The organism is Klebsiella sp. WP4-W18-ESBL-05 (genome assembly GCF_014169075.1).
GTDB classification, from domain to species: Bacteria; Pseudomonadota; Gammaproteobacteria; order Enterobacterales; family Enterobacteriaceae; genus Kluyvera; species Kluyvera ascorbata_B.
Genome location: NZ_AP022057.1, coordinates 240,605 through 258,033, shown reverse-complemented (window position 1 = coordinate 258,033; position 17,429 = coordinate 240,605). Strand labels below are relative to the sequence as shown.

17 protein-coding genes are annotated in these 17,429 nt (G+C 56.8%); 8 read left to right on the top strand and 9 right to left on the bottom strand.

Features of this window, described 5'->3' with window-relative positions; genetic code table 11:
* Positions 1–2: 2 nt before the first annotated feature.
* The 5 genes from H7R58_RS01240 (at position 3) to ghrB (ending at position 5,161) form a co-directional block, all read left to right on the top strand.
* The gene (locus tag H7R58_RS01240) at positions 3–1,019 is read left to right on the top strand and encodes a LacI family DNA-binding transcriptional regulator (RefSeq protein WP_106925012.1); all 1,017 of its coding nucleotides are present in this window, start codon (positions 3–5) and stop codon (positions 1,017–1,019) included.
* Positions 1,020–1,119: 100 nt separating this feature from the next.
* Positions 1,120–1,869 (top strand): sugar phosphate isomerase/epimerase family protein, encoded by a 750-nt coding sequence (locus H7R58_RS01235; protein ID WP_182929848.1) that lies wholly within the window; start codon positions 1,120–1,122, stop codon positions 1,867–1,869.
* 3 nt (positions 1,870–1,872) lie between these two features.
* Complete coding sequence (locus tag H7R58_RS01230) at positions 1,873–2,811, top strand: sugar kinase (protein ID WP_182929847.1); 939 nt, start codon at positions 1,873–1,875, stop codon at positions 2,809–2,811.
* 71 nt (positions 2,812–2,882) lie between these two features.
* Positions 2,883–4,163 carry an MFS transporter gene (locus H7R58_RS01225; RefSeq protein ID WP_182929846.1) on the top strand — a complete coding sequence of 427 codons (1,281 nt, stop codon included), beginning with the start codon at positions 2,883–2,885 and terminating at the stop codon, positions 4,161–4,163.
* A gap of 23 nt (positions 4,164–4,186) precedes the next feature.
* Entirely contained in the window at positions 4,187–5,161 is a 975-nt protein-coding gene (gene ghrB / locus H7R58_RS01220) for a glyoxylate/hydroxypyruvate reductase GhrB (RefSeq protein WP_106925008.1), read from the top strand.
* A 39-nt stretch (positions 5,162–5,200) separates the two neighbouring features.
* Here the strand turns inward: ghrB and H7R58_RS01215 are convergent, their stop codons facing one another.
* Positions 5,201–5,911: a DUF3053 domain-containing protein gene (locus H7R58_RS01215; RefSeq protein ID WP_182929845.1), complete on the bottom strand. Its 711-nt coding sequence runs from the start codon at positions 5,909–5,911 to the stop codon at positions 5,201–5,203.
* 417 nt (positions 5,912–6,328) lie between these two features.
* On the opposite strand from H7R58_RS01215, the gene H7R58_RS01210 reads away from it, so the two are divergent.
* Both H7R58_RS01210 and cspA read left to right on the top strand, forming a co-directional pair.
* Complete coding sequence (locus tag H7R58_RS01210; RefSeq protein WP_182929844.1) at positions 6,329–7,702, top strand: MFS transporter; 1,374 nt, start codon at positions 6,329–6,331, stop codon at positions 7,700–7,702.
* A gap of 342 nt (positions 7,703–8,044) precedes the next feature.
* Entirely contained in the window at positions 8,045–8,257 is a 213-nt protein-coding gene (gene cspA, locus H7R58_RS01205; RefSeq protein WP_035893107.1) for a transcription antiterminator/RNA stability regulator CspE, read from the top strand.
* A gap of 53 nt (positions 8,258–8,310) precedes the next feature.
* On the opposite strand, the gene H7R58_RS01200 is transcribed toward cspA, so the two are convergent.
* The 7 genes from H7R58_RS01200 to H7R58_RS01170 all read right to left on the bottom strand — a co-directional run bounded on the left by H7R58_RS01200 (position 8,311) and on the right by H7R58_RS01170 (position 15,906).
* Positions 8,311–9,930 (bottom strand): ABC-F family ATP-binding cassette domain-containing protein, encoded by a 1,620-nt coding sequence (locus tag H7R58_RS01200; RefSeq protein WP_182929843.1) that lies wholly within the window; start codon positions 9,928–9,930, stop codon positions 8,311–8,313.
* A gap of 290 nt (positions 9,931–10,220) precedes the next feature.
* On the bottom strand, positions 10,221–10,649 hold the full coding sequence (gene arsC, locus H7R58_RS01195) for a glutaredoxin-dependent arsenate reductase (RefSeq protein ID WP_182929842.1): 429 nt from the start codon (positions 10,647–10,649) through the stop codon (positions 10,221–10,223).
* Positions 10,650–10,660: 11 nt separating this feature from the next.
* On the bottom strand, positions 10,661–11,950 hold the full coding sequence (locus tag H7R58_RS01190) for an arsenic transporter (RefSeq protein ID WP_182929841.1): 1,290 nt from the start codon (positions 11,948–11,950) through the stop codon (positions 10,661–10,663).
* Between the two features lie 47 nt (positions 11,951–11,997).
* Complete coding sequence (locus H7R58_RS01185) at positions 11,998–12,318, bottom strand: metalloregulator ArsR/SmtB family transcription factor (protein ID WP_182929840.1); 321 nt, start codon at positions 12,316–12,318, stop codon at positions 11,998–12,000.
* A gap of 153 nt (positions 12,319–12,471) precedes the next feature.
* On the bottom strand, positions 12,472–14,541 hold the full coding sequence (gene glyS, locus H7R58_RS01180; protein WP_106925001.1) for a glycine--tRNA ligase subunit beta: 2,070 nt from the start codon (positions 14,539–14,541) through the stop codon (positions 12,472–12,474).
* Between the two features lie 9 nt (positions 14,542–14,550).
* The gene (gene glyQ, locus H7R58_RS01175; RefSeq protein WP_004126458.1) at positions 14,551–15,462 is read right to left on the bottom strand and encodes a glycine--tRNA ligase subunit alpha; all 912 of its coding nucleotides are present in this window, start codon (positions 15,460–15,462) and stop codon (positions 14,551–14,553) included.
* 138 nt (positions 15,463–15,600) lie between these two features.
* Positions 15,601–15,906 carry a YsaB family lipoprotein gene (locus H7R58_RS01170; RefSeq protein WP_106925185.1) on the bottom strand — a complete coding sequence of 102 codons (306 nt, stop codon included), beginning with the start codon at positions 15,904–15,906 and terminating at the stop codon, positions 15,601–15,603.
* Positions 15,907–16,077: 171 nt separating this feature from the next.
* Between H7R58_RS01170 and H7R58_RS01165 the strand changes: the two genes are divergently transcribed.
* The gene (locus tag H7R58_RS01165; protein WP_182929832.1) at positions 16,078–17,073 is read left to right on the top strand and encodes an acyltransferase; all 996 of its coding nucleotides are present in this window, start codon (positions 16,078–16,080) and stop codon (positions 17,071–17,073) included.
* Here the strand turns inward: H7R58_RS01165 and H7R58_RS01160 are convergent.
* Complete coding sequence (locus H7R58_RS01160) at positions 17,066–17,407, bottom strand: hypothetical protein (protein WP_106924999.1); 342 nt, start codon at positions 17,405–17,407, stop codon at positions 17,066–17,068. The genes H7R58_RS01165 and H7R58_RS01160 overlap by 8 nt on opposite strands.
* Positions 17,408–17,429: the final 22 nt, after the last annotated feature.

Sequence of the window (17,429 nt, the reverse complement as noted above, 5' to 3'; positions counted from 1 at the left end):
TCATGGCAAAATCAGCGCGACCGACCATCAGCGATGTGGCGAAAGCCGCGAAAACCGGCAAAACCAGCATTTCCCGCTACCTCAATGGCGAAAAGCACCTGCTTTCCGACGCGCTGCTGGCACGTATTGAAGCGGCGATTGCCGAGCTCGACTATCGCCCCAGCCTGATGGCTCGCAGCCTGAAGCGCGGCCGCACCCGCCTGATTGGCCTGATTATCGCCGACATTACCAACCCTTATTCCGTCAACGTGCTCAGCGGTATTGAAGCCGCCTGCCGTGAAAAGGGATTCACCCCGCTGGTGTGTAATACCAATAACGAGGTTAACCAGGAGCTGCATTATCTTGATCTGCTGCGCAGCTACCAGGTCGAGGGGATCGTCGTGAATGCCGTCGGCATGCGTGAAGAAGGGCTACAGCGCCTGCAACAGTCCGCGCTGCCCATGGTGCTTATCGACCGTAAAATTCCTGATTTTGCCTGCGACGTCGTCGGGCTGGATAACGCCCAGGCCGCCACAACCGCCACTGAACACCTGATTGAGCAAGGCTTTGAAGCCCTGCTGTTTCTCAGCGAACCGCTGGGCACCGTCAATACCCGCCGCGAACGACTCAGCGCCTTCCGGGCAACGCTGGCCCGCTACCCAGGCGTCGTGGCAGAAAACGCCGAAGTGCCGCTTGCCGAGAACGCACAGTTGGATAACACCCTGCGTCAGTTCCACCAGCAGCACCGCGGCATGCGTAAAGCCGTGATATCCGCCAACGGCGCGCTCACGCTTCAGGTGGCCCGCTCGCTAAAACGCATCGGCCTGAACTGGGGCAGCGATATCGGCCTGCTGGGGTTTGATGAGCTGGAGTGGGCAGAGCTGGCGGGCGTCGGCATTACCACCCTCAAGCAGCCCACCTGGCAAATAGGCTATGCCGCCGTCGAACAGGTCGTGCGCCGCATTGAAGGTGGCGCAGATGCTATTCATGAGCAGGTTTTTTCCGGTGAACTGATCGTTCGCGGATCGACTGCACGTTAATCTTCCTTCGTGATAGAGATCATAAATTCAACACAGCATGATTTTCTTTGGAACCGATTCCATTTAGCGTATTAGACATAGCGTTAAATTCGGAGTACCTATGCAAAGAAAAATTATGGTGGTGACCGCCGCGTATGGCCATGACGCCGTCCGCGCGGCCGGTGGACAAGGGGCAATGCTGCCGGTCATCGCCGATGCCGGGGCCGACGGCGTTGAAATCCGTCGCGAACTGTTGACCTCCGCCGAGCTTCAATCACTCCCTGCCCTGGCCGCCGCCATCGCCTCATCCAACCTGACCGCCTGCTATTCCGCGCCCGAAGCGCTGTTTATGGCCGACGGTACGCTCAACCCCCAGCTTCCGGAATTACTGCGCGAAGCCACAACGCTGCGCGCACAGTGGCTGAAAGTATCGCTCGGCCACTTTAGCCACACATGGCAGCTCAGCACGCTGCGCGACTGGCTGGAGAGCAGCGGCATGAAACTGGTGGTAGAAAACGATCAAACCCCCTGCGGACGGCTGCCGCCAATGCAGCGCTTTAGCGCCGCTTGCCACACCCAGAAGCTGCCAGTGCAGCTCACGTTTGATATGGGTAACTGGCTGTGGGTCGGCGATTCCCCGGAAGCCGCCGCTGAACAGCTGGCGCCGTCAGTCGGCTATATCCACGTCAAGGCTGCGATCGCGCACCGCGACAGCTACCGGGCCGTACCGCCCGATACCGCCGATGCCCGCTGGCTGGCGTTACTGAATCAGTTACCCATCGACGTGCCGCGCGGTATTGAGTTCCCGCTGGAAGGGGACAATCTGACCGCCGTGACGCGCCGCTATGTTGAATTGTTACGTAAGGAGTAAGCGATGAACCCTTCTCTGGATGTCATCACCATCGGCGAAGCGATGGCCATGTTTGTCGCCAGGCAGACCGGCGATTTAGAGGACATTGAACAGTTTATTAAGCGCGTTGCCGGGGCCGAACTTAACGTCGCCACCGGGCTGGCGCGCCTTGGGCTGAAGGTAGGCTGGGTCAGCCGCGTGGGCAACGACAGTTTTGGCCGCTTTGTACTCAATAGTCTGCACAAAGAAGGCATTGATGCCTGCGCCGTGACCGTCGACAGACAGCACGCCACCGGCTTTCAGCTTAAATCCAAAGTCGAAAATGGAACCGATCCCATTGTAGAGTATTTCCGTAAAGGCTCGGCGGCAAGCTACCTGTCGGTTGAGGACTACAACGAAACCTACTTCGCCAGCGCTCGCCATCTGCACCTCAGCGGCGTGGCGGCGGCCCTTTCTGCCAGTTCCTATGCGCTGCTCGACCACGCTGCGCGCACGATGAAGGCTCAGGGTAAGACCCTCTCCTTCGACCCAAATCTGCGCCCGGTGCTATGGAAGAGCGAAGCAGAGATGGTCGAAAAACTCAACCAGCTGGCCTTCCAGGCCGACTGGGTTCTACCGGGATTGAAAGAGGGCATGATCCTGACCGGGAAACAAACCCCGGAAGGTATTGCCGATTTCTATCTCCACCGCGGCGTGAAGGCCGTCGTCATTAAAACCGGCGCCGACGGAGCCTGGTATAAAACCGCCGACGGCGAGCAGGGTCACGTAGCCCCCGTCAAAGTCGACAACGTGGTTGACACCGTTGGCGCTGGCGACGGTTTTGCCGTTGGCGTGGTCAGCGCGTTGCTCGAGGGGCGCACGCTGCATCAGGCCGTGGCTCGCGGCAACAAAATTGGCGCACTGGCGATTCAGGTTCAGGGCGACAGCGAAGGTTTACCCACCCGTGAAGCGTTAGGCGAATAACGTCACGTTACGATAACAGCCCCCCTGTACCCTACATGCAGCGGCGGCGAAGCGACAATAGAGGCAGGCCTATGAACAGCTCAACAAACGCAGCAAAACGTTGGTGGTACATCATGCCGATCGTGTTTATCACGTACAGCCTGGCGTACCTTGACCGCGCGAACTTCAGTTTCGCCTCCGCAGCCGGAATTACCGAAGATCTCGGCATCACCAAAGGGATCTCTTCCCTGCTGGGCGCCCTCTTCTTCCTCGGCTACTTCTTCTTTCAAATCCCCGGCGCTATCTATGCCGAACGCCGCAGCGTACGCAAACTGATCTTTACCTGCCTGATTTTATGGGGCGTTTGCGCTTCGCTCACCGGCATGGTGACCAACATTCCGGCGCTGGCGGCGATTCGCTTTGTTCTGGGCGTCGTGGAAGCCGCCGTTATGCCCGCAATGCTGATTTACATCAGCAACTGGTTTACCAAATCCGAACGTTCGCGGGCCAACACCTTCCTGATCCTCGGGAACCCCGTCACCGTACTGTGGATGTCGGTGGTGTCAGGCTATCTGATTCAGGCGCTCGGCTGGCGCGAGATGTTTATTATCGAGGGCTTCCCGGCCATTATCTGGGCCTTCTGCTGGTGGGTGCTGGTCAAAGACAAACCATCGCAGGTCGGCTGGCTGAACGCATCGGAAAAAGCGGCACTGCAGGCCCAGCTGGAACAAGAACAACAGGGTATTAAAGCGGTACGCAACTACGGTGAAGCCTTCCGCTCACGCAACGTGGTTCTGCTTTGCATGCAGTACTTTGCCTGGAGCATCGGCGTATATGGTTTTGTACTGTGGCTGCCGTCAATCATCCGCAGCGGCGGCGCAAACCTGGGTATGGTTGAGGTCGGCTGGCTCTCTTCCGTACCTTACCTCGCCGCGACGATAGCGATGATTCTGGTGTCCTGGGCATCCGACAAACTGCAAAATCGTCGACTGTTCGTCTGGCCGCTGCTGCTGATCGCTGGCTTTGCGTTTATTGGCTCCTGGGCCGTTGGCGCAAACCATTTCTGGATCTCTTATAGCCTGCTGGTGATCGCTGGCGCGGCCATGTACGCCCCGTATGGCCCGTTCTTCGCCATCATTCCGGAGATGCTGCCGCGCAACGTCGCGGGGGGCGCGATGGCGCTAATCAACAGCATGGGGGCGCTGGGCTCGTTCTTCGGTTCCTGGTTCGTTGGCTATCTCAACGGTGCCACCGGCAGCCCGTCTGCATCATACATTTTTATGGGGGTGGCGCTTTTCGCCTCAGTATGGCTAACTCTTATTGTTAAGCCTGCTAATCATCAGCCGCTGCCCGTTGGCGCACGCCACGCTTAAACTTTTAACTTACGGAGATTCGCATGAAGCCGTCTATTATTCTCTATAAAGCGCTACCTGACGATTTACAGCATCGCCTGGCAGAACATTTTACGGTCACCCAGGTACCGAACCTGCGCCCGGAAACGGTCGCGCAGCATGCGGAGGCTTTCGCCAACGCGGAAGGTTTGCTGGGCTCTAGCGAAGCCGTCAATACCGCCTTGCTGGAGAAAATGCCCAAGCTTCGCGCAACGTCCACCATCTCCGTGGGTTACGATAACTTTGACGTCGAGGCCCTGAACGCTCGCCGGGTGCTGCTGATGCACACGCCGACGGTGCTGACGGAAACCGTGGCCGATACGCTCATGGCGCTGGTGCTCAGTACCGCCCGCCGCGTGGTTGAAGTGGCGGAGCGCGTGAAGGCCGGCGAGTGGACAAAAAGCATCGGTCCGGACTGGTTTGGCACCGACGTGCATCATAAAACGCTGGGTATTATCGGCATGGGCCGCATCGGCATGGCGCTCGCCCAGCGCGCCCACTTTGGTTTCAACATGCCGATTCTCTACAACGCGCGCCGTCGTCACGAGCAGGCGGAAGAGCGGTTTAACGCCCGCTACTGCGACCTGAACACGCTGCTGGATGAAGCGGATTTTGTCTGCCTGATCCTGCCGCTGACCGACGAAACGTACCACCTGTTCGGCGCCGAGCAGTTTGCGCGCATGAAGTCTTCAGCCATCTTTATCAACGCCGGCCGCGGCCCGGTGGTGGACGAGAAAGCGCTTATCTCCGCGCTGCGTAACGGTGACATTCATGCCGCAGGGCTGGATGTCTTCGAGCAGGAGCCGCTGCCTGCCAGCTCCCCGCTGTTGAAGCTGCCGAACGTTGTTGCGCTGCCGCATATCGGGTCCGCGACGCATGAAACCCGCTACAACATGGCGGCCTGTGCGGTGGATAACCTGATTGATGCGCTGCAAGGGAAGGTAGAGAAGAACTGCGTGAATCCGCAGGTTGCGGGATAAAACAAAACAGCCCGGCGGGTGCCGGGCTGCCATTATGGCTTATTTGGTCGCGTTAACCGCCGCCATCCACGCCTGGCTAAAGGCCTGATGCTGTGCGGCCAGCGGGCCAATCAGCGCATTGTACTGGCTTGCCTGCTGTGAGGTCGGGAACTGAATGCCGTTGGCCACAAAGCTCACCTGAGTGCCTTGCTGAGCCACAAAATCACCCACCTGCACCAGCTGCTGTGTGAACACCTGCGCGGCTGGGATCAGCGGCTGCAGCGCGTCGGCCGGGCCGGTAACCACTTTGCTGTAAACCTGGTCGAAGACCGGCTTCAGATCGTCTGCCTGCTTCAGCGCGGCGTGCGCAGCATCTGCCTGCATTTTGGCATTTTGCAGCTGCTGGCTCAGTACGCCCAGCGAACCATTTGCCTGACGCAGCGGCTCGCGCTGGGTCATGTAATCCTGCGGTACGCGAATGGCGTTAACGCTATCCACCACCGGACGCAGACCCGCGTCCATTGCCTGGCTCACCTGCTGTGAATAGCCATAAATGACGGCGTAGTCGGAAACAAACGGCCCGAACTGTTTTTTCTGGTCAGCCGTCAGTGTTGGCAGGCGTTCACCGCCGCGCATTACCGTATTCTGCAGGAAATCGACGAATGCTTTACGCTGATCGCCTTCCTTATCAAAACACCCACTCAGGCTAACAACCATCAATAACGCCGCAACAGGCGCAAACCAGCGAGAGCAGGACTTTCCTGTCGCCATTTTCTTACTCCTTCAGCCAAAAAAAGCGCAAACCGGCACACGCGTGCCTAACGCTGACAAGGATAGTCCAGAGCCGCGCCGCAAGATACCTTTTTCATACGTTCTGCCGCGCTTCCGTTGAAATGTTAACAAGGTGTTGCATCCATCACATTTATCGCAATGCGATCATGCAAGAAAAGAGGAACTAACGTAATGATATTCATCTTTTTTTAGCTAAATCATCGCGGCAACAAAAACGGAGCGAACGATAATCGCACACTTCCGCCCGGCGGCACGTTGTGGGAAGGCCCGCTAAATGATTTGATTGAATGAACGATTAACGACAATACGTTCGATAATCGCCCAAAACCTCAATACCCGTGAGAGAGACAAGAGGATAAATCCCGCTCTCTCGCCTCGCTTAGCAGGAATTACCGCATGACAACACAGACAACAACGGATATTCAGGCTTTTATCAACCGCCATCCCTTCTCAAAGTACCAGTGGATGATTCTGGTGCTGTGCTTTGTGACCGTCGCTATGGATGGATTTGATACCGCCATTATTGGTTTTATCGCCTCCGATTTGATCCAGGAATGGGGGGTACAAAAATCCGATCTCGGCCCCGTGATGAGCGCCGCGCTGGTCGGCCTTGCAGTGGGCGCATTAACCGCAGGCCCAATGGCCGACCGCATTGGCCGCAAAAAGGTGCTGGTCCTGTCAATTCTGGTCTTTGGCGGCTTCAGCCTGATCACGGCCTTCGCCACATCGCTGACGCAGCTGACCGTCCTGCGCTTCTTAACGGGCCTGGGGCTCGGCGCCGCGATGCCGAACGCCGCCACGCTGATGAGTGAATATGCTCCGGAGCGCCGCCGCGCGCTGCTGGTAAACCTGATGTTCGTCGGGTTCCCCATTGGTTCATCAATGGGCGGCTTTGTTTCAGCATGGCTGATTCCGCACTACGGCTGGCAAAGCGTGCTGATTCTTGGCGGCGTGATGCCGCTGGCGCTGGCCGTGGCGCTGATCTTCCTGCTGCCGGAGTCCGCTCGCTATCTGGCGGTGAAGAACAAATCTCAGCAACAGATTGCGCGGATTTTACGCCACATCGCCCCTCTGCCGGATAACACGCACTTTGTATTGCAGGAAACGGGTCAGGTCAAAGAGCAGTCGGCGCTGGGCGTCATCTTCTCGCCACGCTATCTGGTGGGCACCATTATGCTGTGCCTGACCTACTTTATGGGCCTGTTGATCTTCTATCTGCTGACCAGCTGGCTGCCGCTGTTGATTCGCGAAACCGGCGCAACGTTGAGCCAGGCTTCGGTTATTACCGCCCTCTTCCCGCTGGGCGGCGGCATTGGCGTACTGGTGCTCGGCGCGCTGATGGACAAAATTAACCCGAATAAAGTGGTGGCGGTGGGCTATTTGCTGACCGGCGTCTTTGTCTGCCTGGTGGGCTTCTCAACCAGCAGTCTGGTATTAATGGGCGTAATGGTGTTTATCGCCGGCACCATCATGAACGGCGCACAGTCGTCCATGCCGGCGTTGGCCGCCGGTTTTTACCCGACTCAAGGGCGCGCCACCGGCGTTGCCTGGATGCTGGGCCTGGGTCGCTTCGGCGGGATTCTCGGCGCCTTCAGCGGCGCTTTCCTGATGCAGGCCGAGCTCTCCTTTAAGACCATTTTCGCGCTGCTGGCTATTCCTGCCGTGCTGTCAGCTATTGCGCTGATGATCAAGCACGCGGCGAGTAAACGGCAGCCGCTTCAGGGTGCCAGCGGCCCGTCGTCGCTGCCAAAAGCGGCACAAAAAGTGTAATGCCACGCCCCGGCAGGCCCGCTGCCGGGGCGCTATGACGCTTTTTTACAAAGCAGAGATTTCCTTAAATTTTATTTATATATCATGATATTAAACAAAATTACCACCGTAGGCGCACCCGTTGCATAGCCGGATGGGCACAGATAACGTTTGCTTTTGAGCCCGGAAGTATGCGTTAATGATTCCACGGTTTGACATACAGACCACAAAGCAGTTGAGTAAAGCAGTTCCCTTCAAGGTTATCCATTGGTACCCCTCGTAGCGACATTTCCTTTACGCTTTAAATTCTGTAAAGCATGCCATATCGCCGTAAGGCTCAATTAATTTTTAAAGGTAATTTCTATGTCCGGTAAAATGACTGGTATCGTAAAATGGTTCAACGCTGACAAAGGCTTCGGCTTCATCACTCCTGACGATGGTTCTAAAGACGTGTTCGTACACTTCTCTGCTATCCAGAACGATGGCTACAAATCCCTGGACGAAGGTCAGAAAGTTTCCTTCACCATCGAAAACGGCGCTAAAGGCCCGGCAGCTGGCAACGTAACTTCTCTGTAAGTTCACGCCGCTAAAAATTCGAAATCCCTGCCTTACGGCGGGGATTTTTTTATTTATAACGCCTTAAAAATCCAGCCGTTCTCCTGCCACGTCAGACTATGCGTCAACTTCAACGCCTGTAAAAACGCCTCATCGTGCGACACCACCAGCATCGCGCCGGGAAATCCGACTAGCGCCGCTTCAATTGCCTGAACAGATGCCAGATCGAGATGGTTGGTCGGCTCGTCCAGCAATAACAGTTGCGCCGGTTCCCGACGCCACAGCACGCAGGCCAGCGCGGCTTTTAAGCGTTCACCGCCGCTCAATGCCGCCAGCGGTAGATTGACCTTATCGGCGTCGAGCCGAAGCTGGGCCAGGCGGGTACGCAGCTCCCCCTCCACTAACGGCGAATCGCCTGCCCTCAAATGCCCCATCACCGATTGCGATAAATCCAGCTGCGTAAGATGTTGATCGAGCCAGGCCGCGCTGACCGACAATCGGCATTCACCGCAGAGCGGTGATTCAATGCCCATCAGCGTTTTCAGCAGCGTCGTTTTGCCGCAGCCATTCGGGCCGCGCAGCGCCACTCGCATCGGGCCATCCAACCGCAAGGTGAGCGGGAACGCCGACGAATGCGCTAAACACAGCTGCTCAGCCACCCATATCTGCTTGCCCGCCGCGATACGGCCTCCTGGCAAGGTAAACAGGATGGGCACATCTTCTTCCACGCGTTCCCGCGCCTGTGCTACCGCATGATTTAGCGTCGCGTTTTGCTCCCGGTGCTGAGTGAGCAGCGTCCCTGGCCGCTCGCGCGCCGCGCCTTTGTACTTCACACGCTCAAAAGAGGCGATGTTCAGGCTATCGACGGTCCTTAATGTTTTAGCCGAGCGCCGCTGACAATCGTCATGTTCCTTTTGCATCCGCGTCCGGACGCGGCGTCGTTCAGTTGCAGCATGGCAGAGCGCGGCCCGTGCCGCGGACTGCTCGGCATCGCGCTGCTGCTGATAATCCGCATAGCTGCCACCGTAGCTACGTAGCGCTGAGGGGGTCAGCTCGAGAATACGCGGCATCCGCCCGAGCAGCTCGCGATCGTGGCTGGCAATCAGCGCCCCGCCTCGCCAGCTTTCCAGCTGCCGATAAAGCCATTCGCGCCCGCCGCTATCAAGATGGTTAGTCGGCTCATCCAGCAGCAAATACGCCGCATCGGAGGCAAACGCGGCGCAGAGCAACGCTTTCACCCGTTCTCCGCCGCTCAGAGAAAGCGCTGGCCGCGCGGGGTCAAACTCGCCCAGCCCTGCGGCCAGAAACGCTGCGTTTAATCGCTCAGGCAGTTCCCAATAACCGTCCAGGCATTCAATATCATCAGCCAGCGCGTGGCCTGCAGCGAGACGCTGTAAAGCGGAAAAAATCGCCTCATAGCCAAGCAACATTGCCAGCGTCATCTCTGCGGACACCGCATGCTGCTGCGCCACATACGCACAGGAGGAAAGTGGTTCAATATGACCAGAAGAAGGACGGTCTTTCCCCGCCAGCAGGCGTAGCAGGCGGGTTTTACCCACGCCGTTACGTCCGACAAGACCGCACTGCGAGGGGGCCAGCGAGACGTTCAGTGGGCCAAAAAGGGTATCGCCCGTCGCAAACTGACAGGTGACCTGATGCAAAATAAAAGCGGGGGATAGCGCACAATGGGCCATAAGCACTCCTGAATGAAATCAATAGTTCCCCTGCGTGCGGCAAGCGCCCAGCAAGGATTCGAATTCAGCAGGTGTGTTTGTCCATTTTCAGTGTGCCTCAGTAAGACGAGGGGTTCGTCGCGGCAAAGCATAAACGCATTGTTGGGCGTATTTCAAGGCTATTTTTTACGCATTTTATGCCTGGCGCAACGCCAGGCCTCAAAGCGACAAGGCCTGACAAGCGCGGGCTTGATGAAGCAACCCGTTGATAGCAGGTTCTTTTTAGCAAGATGCTGCCCGGGTAAAGCGAATCAGGGTTTCACTCTTTTTCCCGATTCATCGACCACCTGTTCACCATCTTCTTTGGTGAACGCGCCCTGCTGCGGCTCAGGTAAGATCTCCAGCACAACCTCAGAAGGGCGGCACAGTCGGGTGCCCAGCGGCGTCACGACAATCGGGCGGTTGATCAGGATCGGATGTTCAAGCATATAACCGATCAATTGTTCATCGGTAAACCGATCTTCAGCCAGGCCGAGTTGTTCATAGGGTTCCACATTCTGGCGCAGCAGCGCGCGTACCGTTATCCCCATATCGGCAATCAGCTTAACCAACTCATCGCGGGAGGGCGGCGTGTCGAGATAATAAACAATCTTCGGCTCATTGCCGCTGTTGCGGATCATCTCCAGCGTATTCCGCGACGTGCCGCAGGCGGGGTTATGATAGACAGTAATCATGCTCATACAGTATCTCATTACAAAGTGACGGAGAGCCGCAGCGCCAGTGCGACCAGGGTGACAAAGAGCACCGGCAGCGTCATGATGATGCCCGTACGGAAGTAATATCCCCAGGTAATCTTCATGTTTTTCTGCGCCAGTACGTGCAGCCACAGCAGCGTAGCCAGGCTGCCAATCGGGGTAATCTTCGGCCCCAGATCGCAGCCAATAACGTTGGCATAGACCATGGCTTCTTTGATGACGCCGGTCGCGGCGCTGCCATCAATCGACAGCGCACCAATCAACACCGTCGGCATATTGTTCATCATTGACGACAGAAATGCCGTAATAAAGCCGGTTCCCAGCGTGGCGGCCCATAGGCCATGCTCGGCCAGTACGTTCAGCACCCCAGACAGCCACTCCGTAAGCCCCGCATTACGCAGCCCATAAACCACCAGATACATGCCGAGCGAGAAAATGACAATCTGCCACGGCGCCCCACGCAATACCTTTCCGGTATTAATCGCGTGGCCGCGCTTCGCGACGATAAACAACGCCGCGGCGCCTACGGCGGCAATTGCGCTGATGGGAATCCCCATCGGTTCCAGAATAAAGAACCCAGCGAGCAGACACAGCAGCACCACCCAGCCCATCTTAAACGTCGCGGGATCTTTAATCGCGCTGGCCGGCGTCTTCAGCAAAGCAACGTCGTAGGTCCTGGGGATGTCCCGGCGGAAGAACCAATGCAGCATCCCCAGCGTGGCAACAATCGCCGCGATATCCACGGGCACCATCACGGAAGCGTACCGGGTGAAACCCAGGCCAAAGAAATCAGCCGAGACGATATTCACCAGGTTAGAGACGATCAGCGGCAGGCTGGCCGTATCCGCAATGAACCCCGCGGCCATCACAAAAGCCAGCGTCGTACCCTGGCTGAAGCCTAGTGCAAGCAGCATGGCAATCACGATAGGCGTTAGAATCAGCGCCGCGCCGTCGTTCGCAAACAGCGCCGCGACGGCCGCGCCGAGTAAGACTATCCAGGTAAACAACAAACGCCCGCGCCCCTTACCCCAGCGCGAGACGTGCAGCGCGGCCCATTCAAAGAAACCGCACTCATCGAGCAACAGGCTGATCATGATGACGGCAATAAATGTCGCCGTAGCGTTCCACACAATGTTCCAGACAACGGGAATATCGTCGATATGAATCACGCCCGTCGCCAGCGCGAGGACCGTCCCAATGCTTGCGCTCCAGCCAATGCTCAGCCCTTTTGGCTGCCAGATGACCAGCACCAGCGTCAGTAGAAACAGACTCCCTGCCAACAACATTTCACACCCCATTAACATATGATTATATATATATGTACTATTCAGCCTTAGCAGGAAGAACAATCCGACGTCACCCGTCGTTTACGTACGTCTTCACGCAGGCACTGCCAGGCGGTTGAGATGACGTCTGCCGCCCAGGCAGGCATATGCGGAGACAATCGGTAATAAACCCATTTTCCGTCCCGACGGTCCATAACTAACCCAGCCCCGCGTAAAATCGCCATATGCCGGGAAATTTTCGGCTGTGATTCCGAGGTGGCACCGCAGATATCACAAACGCACAGCTCGCCCGACTCTCTCAGTTGCATAAGGATCGCAAGACGGGTTTCATCCGCCAGGATTTTGAAAAGTTGAACCGGTTGTAGCATAGCTGACTCCGTTATCGTCACCACACATATATGTTAATACAGATATGTTAATTACAAAAGTGTCTATTTGCGAACACAAAAAAGGACCGGGTATACCTCTGCACCATAAAAAAAACCTGCCCGAGGGCAGGTCTTTTATTTACCGCGTTTCGCTTACTGCAGCAGGGAAATATCTGCTACCTGCAGGAACAGCTCGCGCAGTTTCGACAGCAGAGTCAGACGGTTGATACGCACGTCTTTATCTTCTGCGTTCACCATGACGTTCTCGAAGAACTCATCCACCGGCTCGCGCAGCGAGGCCAGTTCAATCAGCGCATCCTGATAGCGACCTTCGGCGAAGTACGGCTGCAGCTTATCGCGCAGAACGACGAGGTTGCCCGCCAGCTTAATTTCTGCCGCTTCTTTCAGCACGGAAGCATGAACAATATCGTTCAGCGTTTCGTCAGATTTCGCCAGGATGTTAGACACGCGCTTGTTAGCCGCTGCCAGCGCAGACGCTTCTTCCAGGGTACGGAAGTGGGACACCGCTTTCATACGGGCATCGAAGTCTGCCGGACGCGTCGGACGGCGCGCCAGCACCGCCTGGATGGTATCGACGGTGTAACCTTCATCCTGATACCACGCGCGGAAACGGCCGAGCATGAAGTCGATAACGTCATCCACCACTTTCGCGTTGGTCAGCTTGTCGCCGTACAGACGCACCGCTTCTTCGGTCAGCGTTTGCAGATCCAGGTTCAGGTTCTTCTCAACGATGATACGCAGCACGCCCAGCGCGGCACGACGCAGCGCGAACGGGTCTTTATCGCCTTTCGGATGTTGACCGATACCAAAGATACCCGCCAGGGTGTCCATCTTATCGGCAATCGCCAGCGCGCACGCTACCGGGTTAGACGGCAGATCGTCACCGGCAAAGCGCGGCTGATACTGCTCGTTCAGCGCGACCGCAACATCTTCCGCTTCGCCATCATGGCGCGCGTAGTGCATCCCCATCACGCCCTGAGTGTCGGTGAACTCGAAGACCATGTTGGTCATCAGGTCGCACTTAGACAGCAGGCCAGCGCGGGTTGCGTGGTTCACATCAGCGCCAATCTGACCGGCAATCCAGCCCGCCAGCGCCTGAATACGGTCAGTTTTGTCGCGCAGCGTGCCCAGCTGTTGCTGGAACAGCACGGTTTGCAGACGTGGCAGGTGATCTTCCAGACGTTTTTTACGGTCGGTATTGAAGAAGAACTCGGCGTCGGCCAGACGTGGGCGAACCACTTTCTCGTTACCGGAGATGATCTGGGTCGGATCTTTCGATTCGATGTTGGCCACGAAGATAAAGTTCGGCAGCAGCTTGCCCGCGTTGTCGTAAACCGGGAAGTACTTCTGGTCGCCCTTCATGGTGTACACCAGCGCTTCCGCCGGCACCGCAAGGAATTTCTCTTCAAACTTCGCAGTCAGTACCACCGGCCATTCAACCAGCGAGGTGACTTCTTCCAGCAGGCTTTCGCTCAGATCGGCAATGCCGCCAATCTTACGCGCTGCTTCTTCCGCATCGGCTTTAATTTTGGCCTTACGCGCTTCGTAGTCAGCCACCACCATGCCGCGTTCCAGCAGAATCTGCGGGTACTGATCGGCATTGTCGATAGTGAACTCCGGCTCGCCCATAAAGCGATGGCCGCGAATCACGCGGTCAGACTGAATGCCAAGGATGGTCGCAGGAACGACTTTCTCACCCAGCAGCAGGGTTACGGTGTGAACCGGACGCACAAAGTGCACGTCGTTCGCGCCCCAGCGCATCAGTTTCGGGATCGGCAGCTTAGAAAGCGAGTTGGCAATCATGTTCGGCAGCAGCGCTTCGGTGCTTTCGCCCTTCACGTGTGCGCGATACAGCAGCCATTCGCCTTTGTCAGTGGTCAGACGTTCGGCCTGATCGACGGTGATACCGCAGCCGCGCGCCCAGCCCTCAGCCGCTTTGCTCGGTTTGCCTTCGGCGTCGAACGCCTGGGCAATCGCCGGGCCGCGTTTTTCAACTTCACGATCCGCCTGCGCGGCCGCGAGATTTGCCACTTTCAGCGCCAGACGGCGCGGGGCAGCAAACCATTCAACTTTACCGTGCGCGAGGCCCGCGTTATCGAGCTCTGCGGTCACGTTTGCCGCGAAAGATTCCGCCAGGTTGCGCAGCGCTTTTGGTGGCAACTCTTCAGTGCCGATTTCCACCAGAAAAGTATTCTCAGACATGGCCGCCTCTTATTTATTCTTGTTGCACATCGGGAAGCCAAGGGCTTCACGGGAAGCGTAGTAAGCTTCTGCCACTGCTTTGGTCAGGGTGCGAATGCGCAGGATGTAGCGCTGACGCTCGGTGACGGAGATGGCTTTACGCGCATCCAGCAGGTTAAAGCTATGGGCAGCCTTAAGAATACGCTCGTAGGCAGGCAGCGGCAGCGGGTTTTCCAGCGCCAGCAGCTGCTGGGCTTCTTTCTCATACTGCTCGAAGCAGGAGAACAGGAAGTCGACGTCTGCGTATTCGAAGTTGTAGGTGGATTGCTCCACTTCATTCTGATGGAACACGTCGCCGTAGGTGGTTTTACCCAGCGGGCCGTCGCTCCAGACCAGGTCGTAAACGCTGTCTACGCCCTGAATGTACATGGCCAGACGTTCCAGACCATAGGTGATTTCACCGGTGACCGGTTTGCACTCAAGGCCGCCGACCTGCTGGAAGTAGGTGAACTGCGTCACTTCCATACCGTTCAGCCACACTTCCCAACCCAGACCCCAGGCACCCAGCGTCGGGTTCTCCCAGTTGTCTTCCACGAAGCGAATGTCGTGGATGGTCGGATCCATACCCAGCTCTTTCAGAGACCCGAGGTACAGCTCCTGGATGTTATCCGGAGACGGTTTAATCACGACCTGGAACTGATAGTAGTGCTGTAAACGGTTCGGGTTTTCGCCATAGCGGCCGTCGGTTGGACGGCGGGACGGCTGCACGTAGGCGGTCGCCATCGGCTCCGGCCCCAACGCACGCAGGCAGGTCATTGGGTGAGAGGTGCCCGCGCCAACTTCCATGTCCAGTGGTTGAACAATGGTGCAGCCCTGACGAGCCCAGTAATCCTGTAAGGTCAGGATCAGGCCCTGGAAGGTCCTGGTATCAAACTTTTGCATATGATTTCGTGCTGGATACGTGTGGATTTAAAGGAAGGAGTCAGTATACCCGCTGGCTGCGAGATATACAGTATGAAACGGGGTTGTTTAGGGAAAATTGGGGAAAACAGGCCGGATTTTGCCGATCCGGGGCCTGTTTTAGCGCATTGACAGGTGTAAAAAGCCGCCGTCTGCATCAAAGGAGCAGACAAAGCTTTCATTGCGCGCCGTGTAGCCACGCAGCTCATAGCTGCCCTGAAAACGTTCAAACCCGGTCACGTCAATTTTCTGCGCCGCCGTATTATAGCGCGCCGCGGCGTTGTCCTTGCAGAGTTGCTCCATAGTGAGCGAACGCGCAGGATTGATTTTTGCACTCTGCGTTTTTTGGGCCACCGGCGGCTCGACCGACGAACACCCTGCCAGCAGAATAAACGCCAGCACAAGAGGGAGAGACTTCATCATCATCATTATTTATCTTACCGGGCTGTTATTTTAGGCTGTACCCTTTCACACCACCGCATTGTGCGAATCTCTCCGCAGCGCCACAAGTGCAGGGTGCAAAACTCAGAATTATCCAGTGAAATAGCGCCAGAAGCGGCGGGTCTGATTTATATATAGCGGAAAATAGGGCATCTGATGCAAGAAAAAATTAGCTGGATTGATAACTTACGCGGCATTGCCTGCCTGATGGTGGTGATGATCCACACCACCACCTGGTTTATTACCCATCCGCACGACATCAGCCCGCTCAGTTGGGATTTCGCTAACGTCCTGAACTCCGCCTCTCGCGTCAGCGTTCCGCTCTTTTTTATGATATCCGGCTACCTTTTTTTTGGCCCACGCAGCGCGCAGCCGCGCCATTTTCTGCGTATTGCGCTGTGCCTGCTGTTTTACAGCGCTATCGCCCTGTTATTTATTACCGCCTTTACCCCAATCAACGTCGAAGCTTCGCTGAGGAACCTGCTGCAAAAACCGGCGTTCTATCATCTGTGGTTCTTCTTCGCCATCATCGTCATTTATCTGGTGTCACCGCTGATTGGTGTGAAAGCCGTTAGCGGCAAAATGCTGCTGGCGCTGATGGTCGTTCTGGGGATTGTCGCAAACCCGAATATGCCGCCGCTGAAGGCTGACGGCGCAACCTGGCTACCGGTGAATCTGTATATCAACGGCGACACATTTTATTACGTGCTTTACGGCCTGCTGGGCCGGGCGCTGGGTATGATGGAAACGAACCGAAAAAGCCTGACGTGGATCTGTGGGCTGCTGTTTGCCGCGGGCGCATGGATAATTTCTCGCGGTACGCTGCACGAGCTACAGTGGCGCGGCAACTTTGGTGACACCTGGTACGTGTACTGTGGCCCAATGGTCTTTATCTGCGCGACGGCGCTGTTCGTGGTGGTTAAAAACACGCTGAATCATCGCGTATTGCCGGGTCTGGCGCTTATTTCCCGCCATTCTTTAGGTATTTACGGTTTTCACGCCTTTATCATTTACCTGCTGCGCGCCTGGAATCTCGATCTCAAAAGCTGGCCAGCGCTGGATATTCTATGGGTATTTACGCTCACGCTGGTCACAAGCCTGCTGCTCTCGATGGCGCTACAGCGCGCTGATAGACGCAGACTGGTCAGCTAGGTGACGGCAGATTCGGCTGCGGCCACATCGCCGCGCCGTACATACAGGCAAACCATGCCGTCACGATCGGCGCTTTGTGTATCAGCGCCAGCGGCATATTCCAGACGCCGACCAGCAGCAGCCCACAGGCGAGCAGCAGCACCATCCGGCACAGCGCAGCAAAGCGCGCTTGCGCGGCTTGCCGGTGGGCCACAACGGCAAAAAACCCGAGGATCAGCATCGCCAGGAAATAGGCCCGATCGTCCAGCTGCGGGCAGCCGCGCCAGAGACAAGCCAGATATAACAGAATGCCGCCGTTCAGGGCCAGGCGAGGCGATGTAAAGATAGTTCGCATGATGCATCTCCTTATATCAACA